16 protein-coding genes, 1 tRNA gene and 2 pseudogenes are annotated in these 18,591 nt (G+C 48.7%); 10 read left to right on the top strand and 9 right to left on the bottom strand.

Annotated elements, in window-relative coordinates; translation table 11 throughout:
* Positions 1 to 74: 74 nt before the first annotated feature.
* Together prfB and lysS are read left to right on the top strand one after the other, a co-directional pair.
* Positions 75 to 1,173, top strand: a protein-coding gene (gene prfB / locus ACMYSP_RS16650) for a peptide chain release factor 2 (RefSeq protein ID WP_123756566.1) whose coding sequence is annotated in 2 segments (ribosomal slippage) — positions 75 to 149 and positions 151 to 1,173 — 1,098 coding nt in all. Because the reading frame shifts where the segments join, the coding sequence is not laid out codon by codon here.
* A 9-nt stretch (positions 1,174 to 1,182) separates the two neighbouring features.
* Complete coding sequence (gene lysS, locus ACMYSP_RS16655; RefSeq protein ID WP_123756567.1) at positions 1,183 to 2,700, top strand: lysine--tRNA ligase; 1,518 nt, start codon at positions 1,183 to 1,185, stop codon at positions 2,698 to 2,700.
* A gap of 89 nt (positions 2,701 to 2,789) precedes the next feature.
* Here lysS and idi read toward each other — a convergent pair whose 3' ends face one another.
* Complete coding sequence (gene idi / locus ACMYSP_RS16660; RefSeq protein ID WP_434583162.1) at positions 2,790 to 3,341, bottom strand: isopentenyl-diphosphate Delta-isomerase; 552 nt, start codon at positions 3,339 to 3,341, stop codon at positions 2,790 to 2,792.
* A gap of 232 nt (positions 3,342 to 3,573) precedes the next feature.
* Here idi and actS point away from each other — a divergent pair, with 232 nt between their 5' ends.
* The 3 genes and pseudogenes from actS to ACMYSP_RS16675 all read left to right on the top strand — a co-directional run.
* Complete coding sequence (gene actS, locus ACMYSP_RS16665; protein ID WP_434583163.1) at positions 3,574 to 4,296, top strand: amidase activator ActS; 723 nt, start codon at positions 3,574 to 3,576, stop codon at positions 4,294 to 4,296.
* A gap of 80 nt (positions 4,297 to 4,376) precedes the next feature.
* A tRNA-Gly gene (locus tag ACMYSP_RS16670) sits at positions 4,377 to 4,450 on the top strand.
* Positions 4,451 to 4,628: 178 nt separating this feature from the next.
* Positions 4,629 to 4,872: pseudogene (locus tag ACMYSP_RS16675) on the top strand (tyrosine-type recombinase/integrase); the annotation flags it as partial.
* A gap of 51 nt (positions 4,873 to 4,923) precedes the next feature.
* Here the strand turns inward: ACMYSP_RS16675 and ACMYSP_RS16680 are convergent.
* The 5 genes from ACMYSP_RS16680 to ACMYSP_RS16700 form a co-directional block, all read right to left on the bottom strand.
* Positions 4,924 to 5,583 (bottom strand): fimbrial biogenesis chaperone, encoded by a 660-nt coding sequence (locus tag ACMYSP_RS16680; RefSeq protein WP_434587127.1) that lies wholly within the window; start codon positions 5,581 to 5,583, stop codon positions 4,924 to 4,926.
* A gap of 65 nt (positions 5,584 to 5,648) precedes the next feature.
* The gene (locus ACMYSP_RS16685) at positions 5,649 to 6,992 is read right to left on the bottom strand and encodes a fimbrial protein (RefSeq protein ID WP_434583164.1); all 1,344 of its coding nucleotides are present in this window, start codon (positions 6,990 to 6,992) and stop codon (positions 5,649 to 5,651) included.
* A 16-nt stretch (positions 6,993 to 7,008) separates the two neighbouring features.
* A complete protein-coding gene (locus ACMYSP_RS16690; protein WP_434587129.1) occupies positions 7,009 to 9,522 on the bottom strand; it encodes a fimbria/pilus outer membrane usher protein in 2,514 nt (837 codons plus the stop codon).
* A 66-nt stretch (positions 9,523 to 9,588) separates the two neighbouring features.
* A complete protein-coding gene (locus ACMYSP_RS16695; RefSeq protein WP_434583165.1) occupies positions 9,589 to 10,296 on the bottom strand; it encodes a fimbrial biogenesis chaperone in 708 nt (235 codons plus the stop codon).
* An 81-nt stretch (positions 10,297 to 10,377) separates the two neighbouring features.
* Complete coding sequence (locus tag ACMYSP_RS16700) at positions 10,378 to 10,932, bottom strand: fimbrial protein (protein ID WP_434587131.1); 555 nt, start codon at positions 10,930 to 10,932, stop codon at positions 10,378 to 10,380.
* A gap of 902 nt (positions 10,933 to 11,834) precedes the next feature.
* Here ACMYSP_RS16700 and ACMYSP_RS16705 point away from each other — a divergent pair.
* Positions 11,835 to 12,087: pseudogene (locus ACMYSP_RS16705) on the top strand (DUF4942 domain-containing protein); the annotation flags it as partial.
* A 314-nt stretch (positions 12,088 to 12,401) separates the two neighbouring features.
* On the top strand, positions 12,402 to 13,010 hold the full coding sequence (locus ACMYSP_RS16710) for a hypothetical protein (RefSeq protein WP_434583166.1): 609 nt from the start codon (positions 12,402 to 12,404) through the stop codon (positions 13,008 to 13,010).
* A 72-nt stretch (positions 13,011 to 13,082) separates the two neighbouring features.
* Here the strand turns inward: ACMYSP_RS16710 and ACMYSP_RS16715 are convergent, their stop codons facing one another.
* Both ACMYSP_RS16715 and ACMYSP_RS16720 read right to left on the bottom strand, forming a co-directional pair.
* Positions 13,083 to 13,532, bottom strand: a complete 450-nt coding sequence (locus ACMYSP_RS16715) for a hypothetical protein (protein ID WP_434583167.1) — start codon at positions 13,530 to 13,532, stop codon at positions 13,083 to 13,085.
* Positions 13,529 to 14,266: a winged helix-turn-helix domain-containing protein gene (locus tag ACMYSP_RS16720; protein WP_434583168.1), complete on the bottom strand. Its 738-nt coding sequence runs from the start codon at positions 14,264 to 14,266 to the stop codon at positions 13,529 to 13,531. The genes ACMYSP_RS16715 and ACMYSP_RS16720 overlap by 4 nt, the downstream gene beginning before the upstream one ends.
* A 404-nt stretch (positions 14,267 to 14,670) precedes the next feature.
* Between ACMYSP_RS16720 and ACMYSP_RS16725 the strand changes: the two genes are divergently transcribed.
* The 3 genes from ACMYSP_RS16725 (at position 14,671) to ACMYSP_RS16735 (ending at position 17,633) form a co-directional block, all read left to right on the top strand.
* A complete protein-coding gene (locus ACMYSP_RS16725; protein WP_434583169.1) occupies positions 14,671 to 15,060 on the top strand; it encodes a VOC family protein in 390 nt (129 codons plus the stop codon).
* Positions 15,061 to 15,163: 103 nt separating this feature from the next.
* The gene (locus ACMYSP_RS16730) at positions 15,164 to 15,667 is read left to right on the top strand and encodes an HNH endonuclease (protein WP_434583170.1); all 504 of its coding nucleotides are present in this window, start codon (positions 15,164 to 15,166) and stop codon (positions 15,665 to 15,667) included.
* Between the two features lie 412 nt (positions 15,668 to 16,079).
* Positions 16,080 to 17,633 carry a peptide MFS transporter gene (locus ACMYSP_RS16735; protein ID WP_434583171.1) on the top strand — a complete coding sequence of 518 codons (1,554 nt, stop codon included), beginning with the start codon at positions 16,080 to 16,082 and terminating at the stop codon, positions 17,631 to 17,633.
* Between the two features lie 58 nt (positions 17,634 to 17,691).
* On the opposite strand, the gene ACMYSP_RS16740 is transcribed toward ACMYSP_RS16735, so the two are convergent.
* Positions 17,692 to 18,471: an acetoin reductase gene (locus tag ACMYSP_RS16740; RefSeq protein WP_434583172.1), complete on the bottom strand. Its 780-nt coding sequence runs from the start codon at positions 18,469 to 18,471 to the stop codon at positions 17,692 to 17,694.
* Positions 18,472 to 18,591 lie beyond the last annotated feature (120 nt).

An 18,591-nucleotide genomic window follows, 5' to 3' on the forward strand; every position in this document is an offset into this window, starting at 1 on the left:
AAAGAGAGCGGGGATCCGGTACAATTCCGCTCTTATCACCGCATTTTGACGAATCCATTAAAAGAAAATCGACCATGTTTGAAATAAATCCGGTAAAAAACCGCATTCAGGACCTCACGGAGCGCTCTGACGTTCTCAGGGGGTATCTTTGACTACGATGCTAAGAAAGAGCGTCTGGAAGAAGTAAACGCCGAGCTGGAACAGCCGGACGTGTGGAACGAACCCGAGCGCGCACAGGCGCTGGGGAAAGAGCGTTCTTCACTGGAAGCCATCGTTGAGACGCTGGACCAGATGTCCCAGGGGCTGGAAGATGTCTCCGGGCTGCTGGAACTGGCCGTTGAAGCCGACGACGAAGAGACCTTCAACGAAGCCGTTGCCGAACTGGACGTGCTGGAAGAGAAACTGGCGCAGCTTGAGTTCCGCCGTATGTTCTCCGGCGAATACGACAGCGCTGACTGCTACCTCGATATTCAGGCCGGTTCCGGCGGGACTGAAGCCCAGGACTGGGCCAGCATGCTGACGCGTATGTATCTGCGCTGGGCTGAAGCGCGCGGTTTTAAAACCGAGATTATCGAAGAGTCTGAAGGTGAAGTCGCGGGTATTAAATCCGTGACCATCAAGATTATTGGCGATTACGCCTACGGCTGGCTGAGAACGGAAACCGGCGTTCACCGCCTGGTGCGTAAGAGCCCGTTTGATTCCGGCGGCCGTCGCCATACCTCGTTCAGTTCCGCGTTTGTCTATCCGGAAGTGGATGACGACATTGATATCGAGATCAACCCGGCAGACCTGCGTATTGACGTTTACCGCGCCTCAGGTGCGGGTGGTCAGCACGTTAACCGTACGGAATCCGCGGTGCGTATTACCCACATTCCAAGCGGCTTAGTGACGCAGTGCCAGAACGACCGTTCACAGCACAAGAACAAAGACCAGGCCATGAAGCAGATGAAAGCCAAGCTTTATGAACTGGAAATGCAGAAGAAAAATGCCGAGAAGCAGGCGATGGAAGATACCAAATCTGACATCGGCTGGGGCAGCCAGATCCGCTCTTATGTGCTGGATGACTCCCGCATTAAAGATCTGCGCACCGGGGTGGAAACCCGCAATACTCAGGCCGTGCTCGACGGCAGCCTGGATCAATTTATCGAAGCAAGTTTGAAAGCAGGGTTATGAGGAACCAACATGTCTGAACAACAAGCACAGGGCGCTGACGCGGCAATTGACCTTAATAATGAACTGAAAAGCCGTCGTGAAAAGCTGGCTGCGCTGCGTGAGCAGGGTATCCCGTTCCCGAACGATTTCCGTCGTGACCATACCTCTGACCAACTGCACGCTGACTTCGATGCGAAAGAAAACGAAGAGCTGGAAGCGCTGAACGTTGAAGTCTCCGTTGCTGGCCGCATGATGACCCGTCGTATTATGGGTAAAGCGTCCTTCGTGACCCTGCAGGACGTTGGCGGCCGTATCCAGCTGTACGTTGCGCGTGACGATCTGGCAGAAGGCGTCTACAACGAGCAGTTCAAAAAATGGGACCTCGGTGACATCATTGCCGCGCGCGGTAAGCTGTTCAAAACCAAAACCGGTGAGCTTTCGATCCACTGCACCGAACTGCGTCTGCTGACCAAAGCCCTGCGCCCGCTGCCGGACAAATTCCACGGCCTGCAGGATCAGGAAGCACGCTACCGTCAGCGTTATCTGGACCTGATCTCCAACGACGAATCGCGCAAAACCTTCAAAATTCGCTCCCAGATTCTGGCCGGTATCCGCCAGTTCATGGTTGGCCGCGACTTTATGGAAGTGGAAACCCCAATGATGCAGGTGATCCCTGGCGGCGCGTCTGCCCGTCCGTTCATCACCCATCACAACGCGCTGGATATGGACATGTACCTGCGTATCGCGCCGGAACTGTACCTGAAACGTCTGGTGGTTGGCGGCTTTGAACGTGTGTTCGAAATCAACCGTAACTTCCGTAACGAAGGGATCTCCGTTCGCCACAACCCAGAGTTCACCATGATGGAACTCTACATGGCGTATGCGGACTATAAAGATCTGATCGAGCTGACCGAATCCCTGTTCCGTACTCTGGCACAGGATATTCTGGGCAACACCGCGGTGCCTTATGGCGATCAGACCTTCGATTTCGGCAAGCCGTTTGAAAAACTGACCATGCGTGAAGCTATCAAGAAATACCGTCCGGAAACCGAGATGGCGGATCTGGATAACTTCGATTCTGCCAAAGCTATCGCACAGGCCATTGGTCTGCACGTTGAGAAGAGCTGGGGTCTGGGTCGTATTGTGACCGAGATCTTTGAAGAAGTGGCGGAAGCGCACCTGATTCAGCCGACCTTTATCACTGAGTACCCGGCTGAAGTTTCTCCGCTGGCGCGTCGTAATGACGAGAACCCGGAAATCACCGACCGCTTTGAATTCTTCATCGGCGGGCGTGAAATCGGTAACGGCTTTAGCGAGCTGAACGATGCCGAAGACCAGGCGCAGCGCTTCCAGGATCAGGTGAATGCGAAAGCTGCCGGTGACGACGAAGCGATGTTCTACGACGAAGACTACGTGACCGCGCTGGAACACGGTCTGCCGCCGACGGCTGGTCTGGGTATTGGTATCGACCGTATGGTGATGCTGTTCACCAACAGCCACACTATCCGCGATGTGATCCTGTTCCCGGCCATGCGCCCGGTGAAATAAGACCGACCGCGATAAACATAACCCCGGCCATCGATGCCGGGGTTTTTTTTGGTATTAATATCCGGGGGAATGCGTTTCCCGCTAGTGGATTAGCGCAAGCGCGCGGCGTAGTTGCACAGCGCCTGGCGAGCATCCTGGTCGTCAGCTTCAAGAACCATCCACGGGCTGAAGGCCCACGGCGTTAAGGCGAGCCCCTGCAGCAGATCGTCAAGGCTGCACCACTGATAGTCCATCACCTCATCGGCGTGAGGAGCGAGCGGGCTGGTGGTCGTGGCGGCGTAAACCGGGCAGACTTCGTTTTCGACAATCCCGTTTGGGGCAACTGCGCGATAGCGGAACGCCGGGTGCACCGGCGTAATGTCGGTGATGCTGACGCCCAGCTCAAAATGACTGCGTCGCTGGACGGCCTGTTCAAACGTTTCGCCCTCCTGCGGGTGGCCGCAGACCGAGTTGGTCCAGACGCCAGGCCAGGCCTTCTTGCTCAGCGAGCGACGCGTCACCAGTAACTGCCCTTGTTGATCAAACAGCCAGCAGGAAAAGGCGAGGTGCAAAGGGGTATTGAGGGTGTGGGCAGCATACTTTTCCTGCATGCCAACCGGCTTATCTTGCTCATCGAGCAAAATGACGTGTTCCCCGGTCATGACAACTCCTGAAAGTAAAAAACAACTGGCATAAACGTGCCGGGTTATGCAATCAGGCACAGGGTAGCCGATAACGGCACGAAAGGCATTATCTAAACAAGCGGCAGGCAGGTGGTCGGCGCAGCGAGGAAACCGGGCATCACAGGCGTAGCGATTGGGGTTCTGCCTGTGGGCTGGTATGATAGTCATCCGTAATGATGAGATGAGAGCTGTGTTAAGTGCAGGACGCCTGATGAGAAAACGCTTTTTTATCAATATGATGTTGGTGTTTAGCCTGGTGATTGCCGGGTGTTCCAGTTCATCTGATTCCGGTTCCGTCTATACCGTGAAACGCGGTGATACGCTGTATCGTATCTCCCGGACGACTGGCACCAGCATCAAAGATCTGGCCCGACTGAACAATATCTCTCCGCCGTATACCATTGAGGTTGGGCAGCGTCTGAAGCTGAACCCGGCTGCCGGAACCAGTGCCACGAAGAGCCGCTCGTCCGCGAAGAGCAGTACACGGACTGCCGCGAACAAGCCGCCTGCGGCTTTACCACCAGTTTCCTGGCCGCCGGTGGGGCAACGCTGCTGGCGCTGGCCGACCAGCGGGAAAGTCATCCTGCCTTATTCTTCGAGCGATGGCGGGAATAAAGGCATCGATATCGCCGGGACGCGCGGGCAGCCGGTTTACGCCGCCGGGGCAGGTAAAGTGGTTTATGTCGGTAACCAGCTACGCGGTTACGGTAATCTGATCATGATTAAGCACAATGAAGATTACATTAGCGCCTATGCCCATAACGATAAGCTGATGGTCAATAACGGCCAGAGCGTGAAGATAGGGCAGCAGATTGCCACCATGGGCAGCACCGATGCTGACTCCGTACGCCTGCACTTCCAGATCCGCTATCGGGCGACGGCAATCGATCCGCTGCGCTATTTGCCACCGCAGGGCAGTAAACCTAAGTGCTAACCGGTTATTTTATCAGCAGTTAGTGTGGTTAAGTCTTGTAAGACGGTGCGTAAGGTCTATAATGGCCTACGCACCTCAAAGCGGGCGTAGTTCAATGGTAGAACGAGAGCTTCCCAAGCTCTATACGAGGGTTCGATTCCCTTCGCCCGCTCCAAATCTCCCGAACCCCACTCAAGTCAATTACCTACTGATTTTACTCGATTTTTCATCATTTTTTCGTCAACTCAATTCAACCTGACTTACCCCAAATCAACACCTTATGTCGTATAAAAATATGTATAGATTCTCCTATACACTCTGAAACGATACACACAGGGAGATCTCAAATGATTGCGGCTTTTGAGAAGGATGTTTTCCCTCATATCGGTCACCGTCCAATTGACTCAATTACGCCTAGGGAGTTGATGGCTGTGCTGTCACGCCTGGAAAAGAGGCGCAGCTGAGAAAATGCGCAAAGTGCGACAGGGCTGCGGCGAGGTTTGGAAGTATGCGATAGCGACAGGACGTGCATTATCAAATCCCGCGCCCGACCTTGCGAGCGTAATGATGCCGCATAAGAAAGAAAACTATCACTTCCGTTGTCATGCTCATTATATGGGCATTCAAAGCGAAATCAGCGTTACAGTTTTATTTATCTATTAAAACTATTTTTTCAATCGAAGTACCATCTTCATTTAAGTAACGGAATCGAATTTTTAGATCGTTTGATGCAGGGTTAAAACCCGCCAGTGAATAATTACGCTTACTGAAAGCTCTAGTCATCATGTCTATATGTGAATTAGTCGTTTTTTCATGTGCATTATTTAAAACTGCTATTGAGGTAAAAGAGATATTTAATGGTGTTGGGTTATTGCATTCAACAGACCATCCATCACTACCGCGCAGCAGACGAAAATCTAGTTGATTAACCGCCTCTTTCAGGTTGATGGAAATACCTTTTGGACGCCAGAACAGCTTCAGCTGAGTATTCATCGCCAGCGTCAAGCGTGAATTCTGATATTGTTTATCCGTTAATGGTGGGATCTCATAAAGATTGAGCCAGAAGACAGATTCACGATCCTGAGGCAAAGGATCTTGGTTGTAAATAATACGTAACCCCTGTCTATCTCCAGCCGAAAGGCGAAATACCGCAGGCAACACAACAAACGGAGCCTGGTTGGATTCAGGATCTCCCTCACCGTTATCTACCCAGCTTTGAACAATGACCGGATATTTATTGGTATTAGCCAGCATAAAAGTGACTTCACGATGGCCCTCCTGGTAAATAACCCGGGTTCCAGCAGGCATGATGCCAGCACGAAGTGGTGTCGCAAAAAGTAAGCACAATAGCCAGATTGCGACGCTCTTCTTTATCATTGCATTTTTACCAGGACATAAGCTGTAGCATGCACCTTACCCGCCGTGACTGTTTGCCCGTCCAGTTTTTTCAACGTGGCAATAAAAGAGTAAGTGTAGTAAGTGTAGCCATTCGTGACGCTTCCTGCCGCCTTCGCCCCCAATAGTACAGGGTACCAGCCTGCGTTATTCCCACCAGGCGTAAGCGTTGCGATCCCGGGCTGACCGACAAAGATAAGTGACGTTCCGGGGTTATCACTATGTGCAAGAGTAATACCTACGCCTTTAGCCATATCAGAGGAAGCGTAGTTATCTGAAACTAACGCGCTTACCCCCCCGCGGCTATTGACCAGACCAAGTGTTTGAGCTGCCCTGTATGCACCTTCAGAAACCTGGATCCCCATTGCTGTCTGGGCATCTCCCACTCCAGACTGAACTGAATTACTGCATTCAACCTGCACTGAAAATGAGGAACTGGCTCCCATTCCGGCGTTCAAATCGGGAACTGATATCGTGGGCAGCATGACAATGGGATCTGCACTACGGGCAACGCAGGTCGCTACACTATAAATCGAACTACCGGTACGCATCCCATAACCAAAACCATTGTCAGCTCCCCAGAAATCAAATTTTGTCGAACTGTCTTCCCCCACCATATCGCGAGAAAAAGAAAATGATACGGATGAATCCCCTGAAAGCTGGATATAGCTATTAGGTTGGGTACAGCTATATACACTCCCGGTCGAGTTAGGAACTAAAATCCCCGAGCCGCTAGTATTATTATTCCCGCAGTACGCTGATTTAGCCGAGGTACCGGGCAATGTGCTGATACGATACAATTCAGCCTGCAGTGGGGGGATATCCTGTAGGCGGATTTGTATTTTTCCGGCTGACGTCGTATTCCAGCTGGTAAGAGGCAATTTCTGCCAGTAGCGAGTCAGGGTGACCCCTCCCATTGTCTGACGTATCCCCACATAAGCAAACCAGGTAGCATAAACGTCAGTCAACCCGTCAACAGTTCCGATATCGTAATATCCGCCAACGCGATCATCACCATTGGTCGCAACCAGAAAGTAAATTCCCGAAAGATCTGCCTCGTCACACTCCCAGAGGACGGTGGAGCCCGTCGCGCCACCATAGGTGTAATTGGTCGGTGGAACAACCGTACTGGCCAACAATGAGCCAACGGGGATAAAGTAAGTATCTGTCAGGTTAATTTTACCGAATGGAATAATTGCCGTTCGGCCGTCTTCCGTTTGCGGTGCGCTGGTATTCGTGCACTGGCTCCACCCTGGCGTTGCAGCTAAAAAAAATATCAGACCAGCAATTAACCGGATCATCAATACGCTATATTTTTTCATTTTTACTCCAGCTCAGTTAACGTAAACATACTGACGATAACCTGACCATAGGCTGTCCAGATTCAGCGCTGGATATATCAAAAGGCAGATTGCATCGATCTTCAGCTCCCTCTCCCCAACGGACTGTAAACTGCCCCTTATTTTTTTCGCTACGAACATATATTTGCCCACCCTGGCCAGTCATTCCCACGACATTACCGCTGTCATCAAGCACATCAGCGCCAAGTGGCAACACCTTGCCATCGGGGAAACGAGACTTAATTAATAGTGCAATACCGCTACGGGTACGGAATACCACTTTACTCACCGAACCGGCGACAGGCGCAATTCGTTTCTCACTGTCCACTAATTCAGCGTTACCATCCATATTCTGCGGATCAAGCGTGACCCTGTTGTAACGGTAAGGTGTGACTGACGGAATAAGTGCATATCCGTGGCTGTCGATAGCCACCTGTTGAGAGTTGAGAACTTTTGCACCTTCAGCCCCTTTAGCCTCAACCAGGGCAAAGGTATCGCTCAGATACGGACCAAAAGTTATGCCGCCGGAATGAATCGCCAGTGCGCCCTGGGCGTTACCGGATGCCTGCCAGTAACCATCACCTTTCGACGCATTTAGCCCTAATGTCGTGTCAGTGAAGCGCTTCTGCAGGTTTCCACTGAACACGGTATTGTTATATTCCTGATCACGACTGACGTTAAGGCCATAGCTCGTTGTTTGTTTCTCATCAAGTACACCAGACAGAGAACTCTGATACTGATCGCCGCCATCGGTGGAATGTGTCCAGGAAGTGCTTAGCGTTGGAGCTTGCGCCCCAGAATTTCCCAGAGGGATCGAAAAAGACAGTGAAGTGACCGTCTGCATACTACCGCTGTCATCATAATTTCCCATGCGCTGGCGGGCGATGGAAAGGTTAGTACTGACCCCATGGAAACTATTACTGTAGCCAAACTGTAGTTGCGTATCACGGCTGCGGCCATCGCGATAATTCTGCGTTGCACCAGATAAAAATAAATTGCCAAGTTGCCCGATACTTTGGCTCAGTGAAATATCAAATCTGGACTGCTGGAGATACGTTGTAGACTGCCAGCTACTATCTGAATTTGCGGTATGGCGCACTCCGAGCACATCACTGAGATCCCGATAACCGCTGGTCGAGTAACGATAGCCCGCAAGAGATACGGTGGTATTGGTTTCCTGAAACGTTTTACTCCAGGAAAGGTGCGTCATCCACCCCTCGGTGTAACCCGTCTCAGGAAGCGAAGCATGCGACCAGGTCACATCCACCCCAAAAGCACCCAGGCAGCTGCCATAAACCCCACCAAACATGGCGGCCTGGTAAGAGTCGGCAATACGCATACCGCTGTTCATCGTGATAGTGTTACTTAAACCACGTTGCCAGGTGAAATCGCCAAACAACGACTCATCGCCGCTATCACGTGTTCTGCCAATCTCAAAATTGTAGCGAGAGATACCCGACCTCATGGATTCCGGGACAGCAGAAAACGGAACGCTGAATCGACTGACTGAACCATCGGCTTCGGTAACCTCAACATCAAGGTCGCCGCTGTAACTGGTAGGGTAGAGATCGGTAATTTCAAATGCACCAGGAGACACGGTTGTCTGGTAGATTTCCTGCCCATTCTGACGCACAGAAACTTTAGCGTTGGTGACCGCTACACCGCGGACAACTGGAGCATAGCCGCGCATGGAGTCAGGAAGCATCCGGTCATCCGTTGCGAGACTGAGTCCGTTATAATTCATCCCTGAAAAGAAACGCCCTGAAGTGACCAGCTCCCCCATGACCATCTGGCTTCTCATTTCTGGCAACGGTCTTTGCACATAGCTACGGATGTTTTTCCAGTCGCTCCCGCCATCACGGCTCCAGTTCAAATTAGATAGCTGTCGATATTGCCATTTGCCAAAATTTAGCCCGCCGTTCAGTGATACCCAGGCGGAGTCCTGATCGGTGCTATTATTCCCCGAATAAGAGACGTGGTAATAGTTACTAATGTAATTTACGAATCCTACAGAACTCCCCGCATCTAAATCTTCAGGGTTAACATAGCCGCGAGGGACGATGTTCATGCCAGTTTGCGGCACACTCAGGTTAAGGCGGAGCTGGGCCATATTCATATCGACACTGCCACCTTTCACAACCTGGCTGAAAAGGAAACATCCCTTGCCGGTCTTTGCGTGCGTAGCGGCATCCGGAGTGAATTTTATTCCAGTACTCTTAAAAACTTCAGGCTGCAAACAGAGGGAAACAGAGCCATCTTCCTGCGTGACAAAATCGATATCCAGAGCATCGATAAAATATGTATTAACATATACATCAACCTTATACGATCCCGCCGCTATGCTATTTTTTGTGAATTGTGCAAGAGTCGACTGGCTGAATTTTCCGCCACGGAATAAATCAGGTTCAAAAATATAATCATTGGATGAAGTTGTTTCAGTTGATATTTTATTGATAATGTCTGCTGCCAGTGCCCCAGGAATCGATGTTATAACAGAACAAAAAATAGCTATGTATTTCACTTTACTCCGCCTCCGGCGCTGTGATTATTATATTTTTTATTCAGTACTGTTATGTAGTCACAGGATGCGCTCAGTGACGGTATCCATACCGTAATCATTGACTAAAATTAGCCGCAGACGCACACCTTTCAGATTATTTACTGGTTTAGATGGCGTCCATTCAGAATGTGATTTTGGTGAGACCATAACTGAATCAGCCAGAAGAATTTCACCGCTTTGAGTCAGTAAGCTTGCACGTCGCACAACAGCAAAATAACCACCAGGGTTAGAGACTTTAATTTTTTTTCCGTTCAGACTAAAAGAGAGAGACTGTGCCGTGTCTCCCTGCTGTTTGTGTAAACCTGCAGGACGGTAGAAGATTTTCACTCGATTAGTGATAGCTAAAACCAGCTGGTTGCTACCTTGCTGAGCAACTTTGGATACGGGAAGTTGTGTGAAATTCATATAAAACATCGACTCGCGATCCTGGGGTAAAGTTTTACCCGTGTACATCAAACGAACCGATTGCCCCGCGTTGGACTCCATCCGGAATATCTGCGGAGTAATAATAAAATCACCATCAGAATCAATTTGTTCGGTTTTATGGCCATCATCAGTCTGAACCTGAACAATGAAAGGTTGTATGTCTGTATTTCTTAACTGGACGGTTTTTTCACGAGCTTGAGCTGGGTAAATAATACGTGTGCCGGTCATCACCACGCTGGCAAATACGTTTTGGCTCAAAAATAAAAAACAGGTAGTTAGTAGGGTAAAATAAGTGCGCATCCTTCGCCCTCAATTATAAAAAAAGTATATCTTGAGACATTCTGGCTGGCCAGAAATAACCAGCCAGCCAGAACCAGGCGCTTAGAAGTAGCTCAGAGTGTATTCCGCTACTGCTGTGATTTTGCCTGGCTGAGCACCGGTCGCATTAATGACATAATACTGTGCGCCAAAGTCGTAGCTGGCAGAAGTTTCATCTTTCTTCAGAACCAGACCACTCACATTAGTCGGACCAGAAAGTGTGACAGGGTTAGTGCCATCGCTGGAACCGGTTAACTGGACACCATAACCAACTGCAGCGTCGGTTGTAGCGCGGTTGCCAAGGACGCCGGTTGAAGCATCAACATCGTAACCCATAAATTTGGTATTGATATTCAGATCGGTAGTTGGTGCTGTGCAGCCGCTGATAGCAACAGTGAACGGGGTCAGTCCAGCTTTCTGACCATTAGCCAGGGTTGCACCAAAGTCAGTTGTGGCAACGGTCGGCAGCATCACAACAGAGTTAGTCTGGCCGTTAATGTTAACAGAGCAAGTCTGGTCAGTAACTTCACCCTCAAAGGTTACCGTTGGGGTTGCAAATACAGAGCACGGCAGAACACCAAGAGCTAAGATTGCGACAATTTTTTTTAATTGAATCATCATATACATCCTTATATTTTAAACGGATTAAATATTATTTTTAAAAAGAGTAGTGCTAACTTACTTACATCATCCTTTATATGGCTGATACGCCTCCGGCATAGTGTTTACATTAGAACTTTTAGTGTTAGTTCGGAAAGTTTATCTGTAGTTAATTTTGAATAGCTAACCAAAAAAGAAGTAAATACCATGTTCGGAATAATGAGGTCAACACTTAATCATTTCCGTTAACAGTGTGCAGGTTAGGTTGCTGCTGATTAATTATCTTATTTCTGTGAGTTACAAAAATTATAAAAGCCATAAAAAAATAGCGCAAGATAAAGTTGTTAAAACAAAGCTATCAATTCAAAAAAACTATTAATTTTAATTAATCAGCATTAAAATCTATTCTTTCCTTATTTATTGCGTAAAGATTTTGTTTTCAGGATATTCTAAAGTTAACAGTAATAATTGTGAGTTATTGATTTGATATTGCCATAAATATCATGAATGAAATATGGCGACAAATCATTAAATAAAAGTGAAAGTATTATCAATCACTGTGATTGATAATGTTTCTGAATGATTAAAATGAGAGTCAAGGTTTCAATAACTAACGAAACATTGATGTTAAATTGTTTTCATCAAGGAAATAAAACGGGTGTGAATAGCCCAGAAGCCCTGGAGACTATACTGAAGGTCAAATAGATAATCGAAATATTATCAAATGCTATCCTCCCGAACTGCGTGAACGTGCCATCAGAATGCTTCAGGAGCATCGGGATGGAACCTGCGGGCATCAATGTCTTCGCGCCAATGATGGGTTGTCATCGCTTCATATCTGATTGCGCCAGCATGAACGTGATTCAACGGGGGTTTCCCATCACGACGACAGTGCGCTCACACTCAACGAACGTCAGCGTCTTAAAGAGCTGGAGCGCATGTTGTTCCTGCTGGATGGTAAAACCATTCCCGATAATCGGCACGATGTGACTATCCGACTGATGGATTTTATTCGTGATAATCCACATCAGCAGGTCTTTGAGGATGAGCTATTCACTATTCACTATTCGCTATTTTCAGATAGGGAGTGGACTTATCACTTTCAGAAGACCGGATCTGATTGATAAAATGAACGACATCATCGCAAGGCATTATCCGGGAGTGCTGGCTTGACAGTTAAGCAACCAAACTGACGTGCAGCCCAGGAAAAATAAAACTGGACGCAATGTTGTATATTTAGGTGCATAGCTAACCGCTTCGTAGCGGTTTTCCTACCGTTTTAAAAGACTTTTACATGTGGTTTATAGAAGCTTTTAGTTTGTTTGTTGAAAGTTTTACCACTTAGTGGTTATATCTAACCTATTGATTTATAATTGTTTATGTAATTTTGTTTGGTTTTTTTAGTTTTTATTTTTTGCTGGTTTCTTTTATGTGATTCTATTTTCAGATTTTAATATTTACGTATTGAGATATAAGAGAATAGATTCATGAATAAATTACATATTATTTCAGATGATAGTTATTTTTTGATGGGGTTAAGCCATTCCCCTTATCATCAATGGTTTTCATCTATGCAAATTACGAATCCCGGACTGGAAATTAATGATGAGCTTGTTGAATGTATTTATGATGCGCATGATCACATTACCGTAGTCAATGTTGCATGTGGTAACATGCGCCGTGAATTACTCAATGTGTTAGGTCGGTTAGGCAAAAAAGTGCTGGTGATGGCCAATTTCAAAACATCAAAAAAACACCCCTTACTTCCACTATTAATCAGTAAGAAAGTGACCGCGGATGCGCTGCTTCGGCAGGCTTTTAAGCTGGTAACACATAAAATCGATCCGGCAGTGAGGTCATTAGTTAATAGCCCGGACTATCCGGTTATCTTTCTGATGGGCAGGGGAGTACAAATCAAGACGATTTCATCGATTGTGAATTTATGCGAGAGAAAAATCTATGTGGCAGCCAACCGGTTGGTTGAGAAAACAGGTCTTCGGGGTAAGGATAAAATAAATATTATTCTATGTTGTGATGTATTAAGGATGTTTAAATCCTATGATAAATTTAGTCACCGTGTTGTTCTAATGGTTTAACGATACGGATGTCCCGTGCTTTTTAATCGCCGCAGATACATCGTTATGTCAGCAGTGTTGCAAAGATTGAGATTAATATTTCATACAATAAAATAATGGTGTTCTGAAGAAACTGATGAGGTATGAACCAGAGGATGTTTTCTTAATGCTCAGGTATAACTGGGTATCGGTCTTAGTAAAAAACTGCGGAAAGTGTTTTTCCATAATATCATCAGAGGTATTGTCCACAGGGATTTTGGTTATGTTGTAGTTCTTTACAATGTAATTGTCGGCGGATATATTCTCGTAATTAAAATAAATACTCCGACTGATGATGGTTTCTACTCCGTCATTATTCAGCTTTCCGTTGATTAACACGGCACCATGATTCTTATTCAGAATGAAATGGTAGAGGGCGACGACGCTAGTAGAACCATGAAACAGGCTGTGTTTTGCGCTGCAGTTAATGGACTCTTCAGCATGTACAGACCCTGCGCCAGATATTGATAACAGAAGAAGTACAAAGGTAAAAAGACGCTTCATGACAGGCTGTCCAGAAAGGTAAAAGATTCACAGATCGTGGGTTCTGTGGTCGAGCAAGAAAAGACCGTCAACCTTGGCGTGGTCGGAGAATGTGAAATATAGTATCTCCTGGCGCTTTGGCAATTGAAATTTTTCTTCTGTAAGTATTTAACGATCAACTCGTTATCCGTATTTTCTTTATTGAATAAGTAACATGAGGGATAGTTTTCGATGCTTTGATATTCCCCGTCAATGCTATCTTTATGTTGCCAGCGAGTGGTTGCAACATAAACGCTAGCGATAAGCATGGCGATCGCTAGTGCAAACATCATGAATAACCAACTTTTTTTCTTTGCCGAAGAGACCCGCGCCGGTTGGCTGAACGGTGGCGTTTGTTCTGCGCCCGTGACTGCACTCTCATCAGCGGTTGAGGTCATCATGATATCAGCGTTAATTCTGACACCTTGTCCTCGTACCGTATTGATGAGCGGTTTATCATATCCGAGGTCTTTAAAATTCTTTCTTAAATCAGTAAGGCATTGATAATAGGTAGCTTGCGATACGGTTTTATAGGCATCATCCTCTACCCATCCCACTGAGATAAGTTCTTTCTGGGAGACAATGATCCCTTGTTTATCAATCAAATGTTCAAGACAGCGTGCACCAGTACTAAATATAATGATGGATTTACCGTTGCGTAACGAGGATAGTTTTTTCTCTTCAGGAAAGAAAACTATCTCATTGTCGATTATCATTCCAGGCATGGTGGTGTAGTGATTCTATAAATGTGTTTAATAAAGATATCAGGTATTTCTTAAGGCCGCAAAAAATAAAAATAATGGATTGTTTTTTTTGATTGCAAAATATTTACGTTTGAAATGTTGATGTTATTAATGATGGGGTAATTGTGAAGTGATTGAATTGCGCTTATAGGGAATGTGTTACGATATCTAATAATAAAATGATAGCCCTGTTGTTTGTGGTGTTTATAGCCATGTTCTGGTCAAACTGATAATCCCACATCGTCAGCGCGACGCACATCAACCGCAATGGCGCGACCCTCGAAGGCTCTGATGGACAAGTGCAGGCTGGAATCGTGGGTACAGTAAACCTGCGACTGCCCATGGCGGGCAGCAGATATTAACCCACAGGAGCCCCTATGAATTTCAGCCATATGCGTATTGCCAGACCGGTCAGTGACCTTGAACACGCCTGCGAGATGTACAGCCAGGGGTTGGGGCTAGAGCGGATTGCTGATTTCGCCGACCATGACGGCTTCAGTGGAATCATGCTGGGCCACGCGACGCTGCACTGGCATCTGGAATTCACCACTTGTCATCGACACCCGGTGAAGCCTGGCCCGACGGATGAGGATTTACTGGTGCTCTATTACCCCGATAAGCCCGACTGGGAACAGGCATGCGCCCGGATGGCGGCGGCCGGCTTCTGTGCGGTACCGGCGTTTAACCCATACTGGGATATGAATGGGAAAACATTCGTCGATGAGGACGGTTACCGGGTGGTGTTGCAGAACCGGGGATGGGCATAGCCGCGATAGTACGCTCAGACCGCGAGATAACGGCCAGATGCCATGCAATTTGTCAGGGTGTTTGTTATTCTGCTCTGCGTTGGAATATTCATGAGATGGATTGATGGGATCGTTAATTATTGTCGCCTGCGTTATTTTCTTTTTATATACAGGCGTGAAATTTCTGGCCGGCATTATCTATAAAGCCGATCCACCCGCGCTTAAGTCAGATCGCGATGCCTGGGGTAGAAAACCCGGTGAAGGCCCTCGGTACATTTACCCGACTCGTTCCACAGCAGAGGAAGACGACAGGGGGGCTAAGGGCTTGTTTCAATCGCGCATAAGGCGACAACAAGAGAAGGAAAGGGAGCAAGCAAAGCGTACTTCGCAGACGTTTTATAACTCAAGAGAGTGGCGCGCGCTTCGATATCAGGCGCTCAAAAAATATGGTGGCGCGTGCAACGCCTGTGGGCGTTCGGCAGCAGAACATGGGGTTGTTATCCATGTGGACCATATTAAACCTCGTAGCAAATATCCGCATCTGGCGCTGTGCCTGGATAATCTTCAGGTGTTATGTCACGAGTGTAATCTGGCCAAAGGCAACCGCGACGAAATTAAATGGCGCTAGCTGCCATCCCCCCGGCATAGCAAGAGCATAACTTATCGATGCTTCTCTGCATCATCACGACCAACCTGGTATTTCCCCTACTTTTTATCGCGTTATCCTGCGCTTCTGCGCGTGACATCAACGGGATAATCAATACACGTAACTTATTGTTTATAATCTAATAATTGACTCGATTATTTTCATTTGAGAAGTCAATCATATTTTGCCTTTAGCCAACTTAAAATCTATAAAAGTAGACGTTTGTCGAGTTTTCATCTAAAAGAATGGGGTGAGGGGCTAGACAAAACCAGAATCTGGTTATCAAATAGTTAAAAAACATTACACCTCATGTTAATTGCTGGCCGGATGTATAAATGGTCAACATGTTTTCTGCGGCATATTCCTGCTGCGGCGCACCTTATCTGGAGAAGTTATGCATTCCTCTGTGAATAAAAATGAAAGCCGGACCTTCTTTGGTCATCCTTACCCGCTGGGTTCGTTATTTTTTACTGAAATGTGGGAGCGCTTCTCGTTTTACGGGATTCGCCCATTATTAATCCTGTTTATGGCTGCTACCGTATATGACGGCGGAATGGGGCTGGCGCGTGAGAACGCCTCGGCGATCGTCGGTATCTTTGCCGGTAGTATGTACCTGGCAGCCTTGCCGGGCGGCTGGCTGGCGGATAACTGGCTGGGCCAGCAGAAGGCGGTCTGGTACGGCTCGATTCTGATCGCGCTGGGTCATTTGTCGATCGCCCTGTCGGCCTTTATGGGCGACAACCTGTTCTTTATCGGGCTGATGTTTATCGTGCTGGGGTCGGGCCTGTTTAAGACCTGTATCTCGGTGATGGTGGGCACGCTGTACAAAAAAGGCGATGCCCGTCGTGACGGTGGATTCTCGTTGTTCTATATGGGCATCAACATGGGGTCGTTTATCGCGCCGCTTATCTCCGGCTGGTTGATCAAATCGCACGGTTGGCACTGGGGCTTTGGTATCGGTGGCCTCGGGATGCTGGTAGCGTTAGTGATCTTCCGCGTCTTCGCGGTGCCGGCAATGAAGCGCTATGACAGCGAAGTGGGCCTCGATTCGACCTGGAACAGCCCGGTGGTGAAGAAAAACGGCGTAGGTACCTGGCTGCTGGCGCTGGCTGTCGGCGCAGCGGTGATCATCACGCTAATTGCGCAGGGGGCGATCGTAGTGAACCCTGTCGCGGTGGCCAGCATGCTGGTGTACGTGATTGCCGCTTCGGTGGTGTTGTACTTTATTTACCTGTTCATGTTTGCCGGCCTGAGCCGCAAAGAGCGCGCGCGCCTGCTGGTATGCTTTATTCTGCTGGTCTCCGCCGCCTTCTTCTGGTCGGCATTTGAACAGAAGCCAACGTCATTTAACCTGTTTGCCAATGACTACACCAACCGCATGATCGGCGACTTTGAGATCCCGGCGGTCTGGTTCCAGTCTGTCAACGCGCTGTTTATCATTCTGCTGGCGCCGGTCTTCAGCTGGGCGTGGCCGGCAATGGCGCGTAAAGGCGTCCGCCCGAGCAGCATCACTAAATTCGTTATCGGTATTCTCTGCGCGGCCGCAGGCTTTGGTCTGATGATGCTGGCGGCACAGCATGTACTGAGCAACGACGGGGCTGGCGTATCGCCGTTCTGGCTGGTCGGCAGTATTCTGATGCTGACCCTCGGTGAACTGTGCCTGAGCCCGATTGGCCTGGCGACCATGACGCTGCTGGCACCGGAAAGAATGCGTGGCCAGATGATGGGGCTGTGGTTCTGCGCCAGCGCGCTGGGTAACCTCGCGGCGGGCCTGATTGGTGGTCACGTCAAGGCGGACCAGCTGGATATGCTGCCGGATCTCTTCGCCCGCTGCTCGATTGCGCTGCTTATCTGCGCCGCCGTGCTCTGCGTGCTGATCGTACCGGTGCGTCGTATGCTGGAAAACACCCGCAACGACAGTGCTCAAAAGTCGGTCTCCAACGCCTGACAGTAGCAGAAAAACGATGCACAGCGGGCCGCCTGATTAAGGCGGCCCGCTTTGAACATTAACGATAAACAATCCCGCCATCGATCAGGATCGACTGACCGGTAATATAGTCGGAATCCGGGCCTGCCAGGTACGAGACCAGGCTTGCCACATCGTCCGGCGTTTCAGCGCGACCCAGCGCAATACCTTCAACATATTTTTTATAGGTCTCACCGACCGGCGCACCGGTAATGTCGGAGAAACGTTTGTCGATTTCGGTCCACATGCCGGTACCGACAATCCCCGGGCAGTAAGCGTTCACGGTGATCCCGCGGCTGGCATACTCTTTCGCTGCCGCCTGGGTCAGAGCGCGAACGGCAAATTTGGTGGCGGAATAGATCCCCAACAGTGCGAAACCGTCATGTCCGGCAATCGAGCAGGCGTTGATAATTTTGCCGTTCTGCTTGCGGTCGATAAATTTTTTCGCCGCGGCCTGGATGCCCCATAACGTTCCCTGAACGTTGATGCGCATGATCTGATCGACCTCGTCAGGTGTGACGTCGGCGATCGCCTGTACCTGCGCAATCCCCGCGTTGTTGACGATAATATCAAAGCCGCCCAGGACCTTTTCTGCCTGGTCAACGGCGGCATACACCTGACTGCGGTCAGCAATATTAGCCACGAAAGTCGCGGCCTTACGACCCAGAGCCTCGATCTCTGCGGCAACCGCCGCAATCCCTTCCGGTTTCACGTCGACAAGCATCACTGACGCACCTTCTTTGGCCAGACGTAAAGCAATACCGCGGCCAATGCCTTGACCGGCGCCGGTCACTAAAGCAACTTTATTTTCGATAGCCATTTCTGTACTCACCTTGTACTGATTAAGAGATGATGAATGCCGGATGGGAAAAGCTGGCCGCGCGAAGAGGCTGGCCTGACATACCGCCCATCGGTGGCAGAGGATAAAACTACTTTATAG

The organism is Klebsiella sp. R390 (assembly GCF_051131745.1).
GTDB lineage: Bacteria > Pseudomonadota > Gammaproteobacteria > Enterobacterales > Enterobacteriaceae > Klebsiella.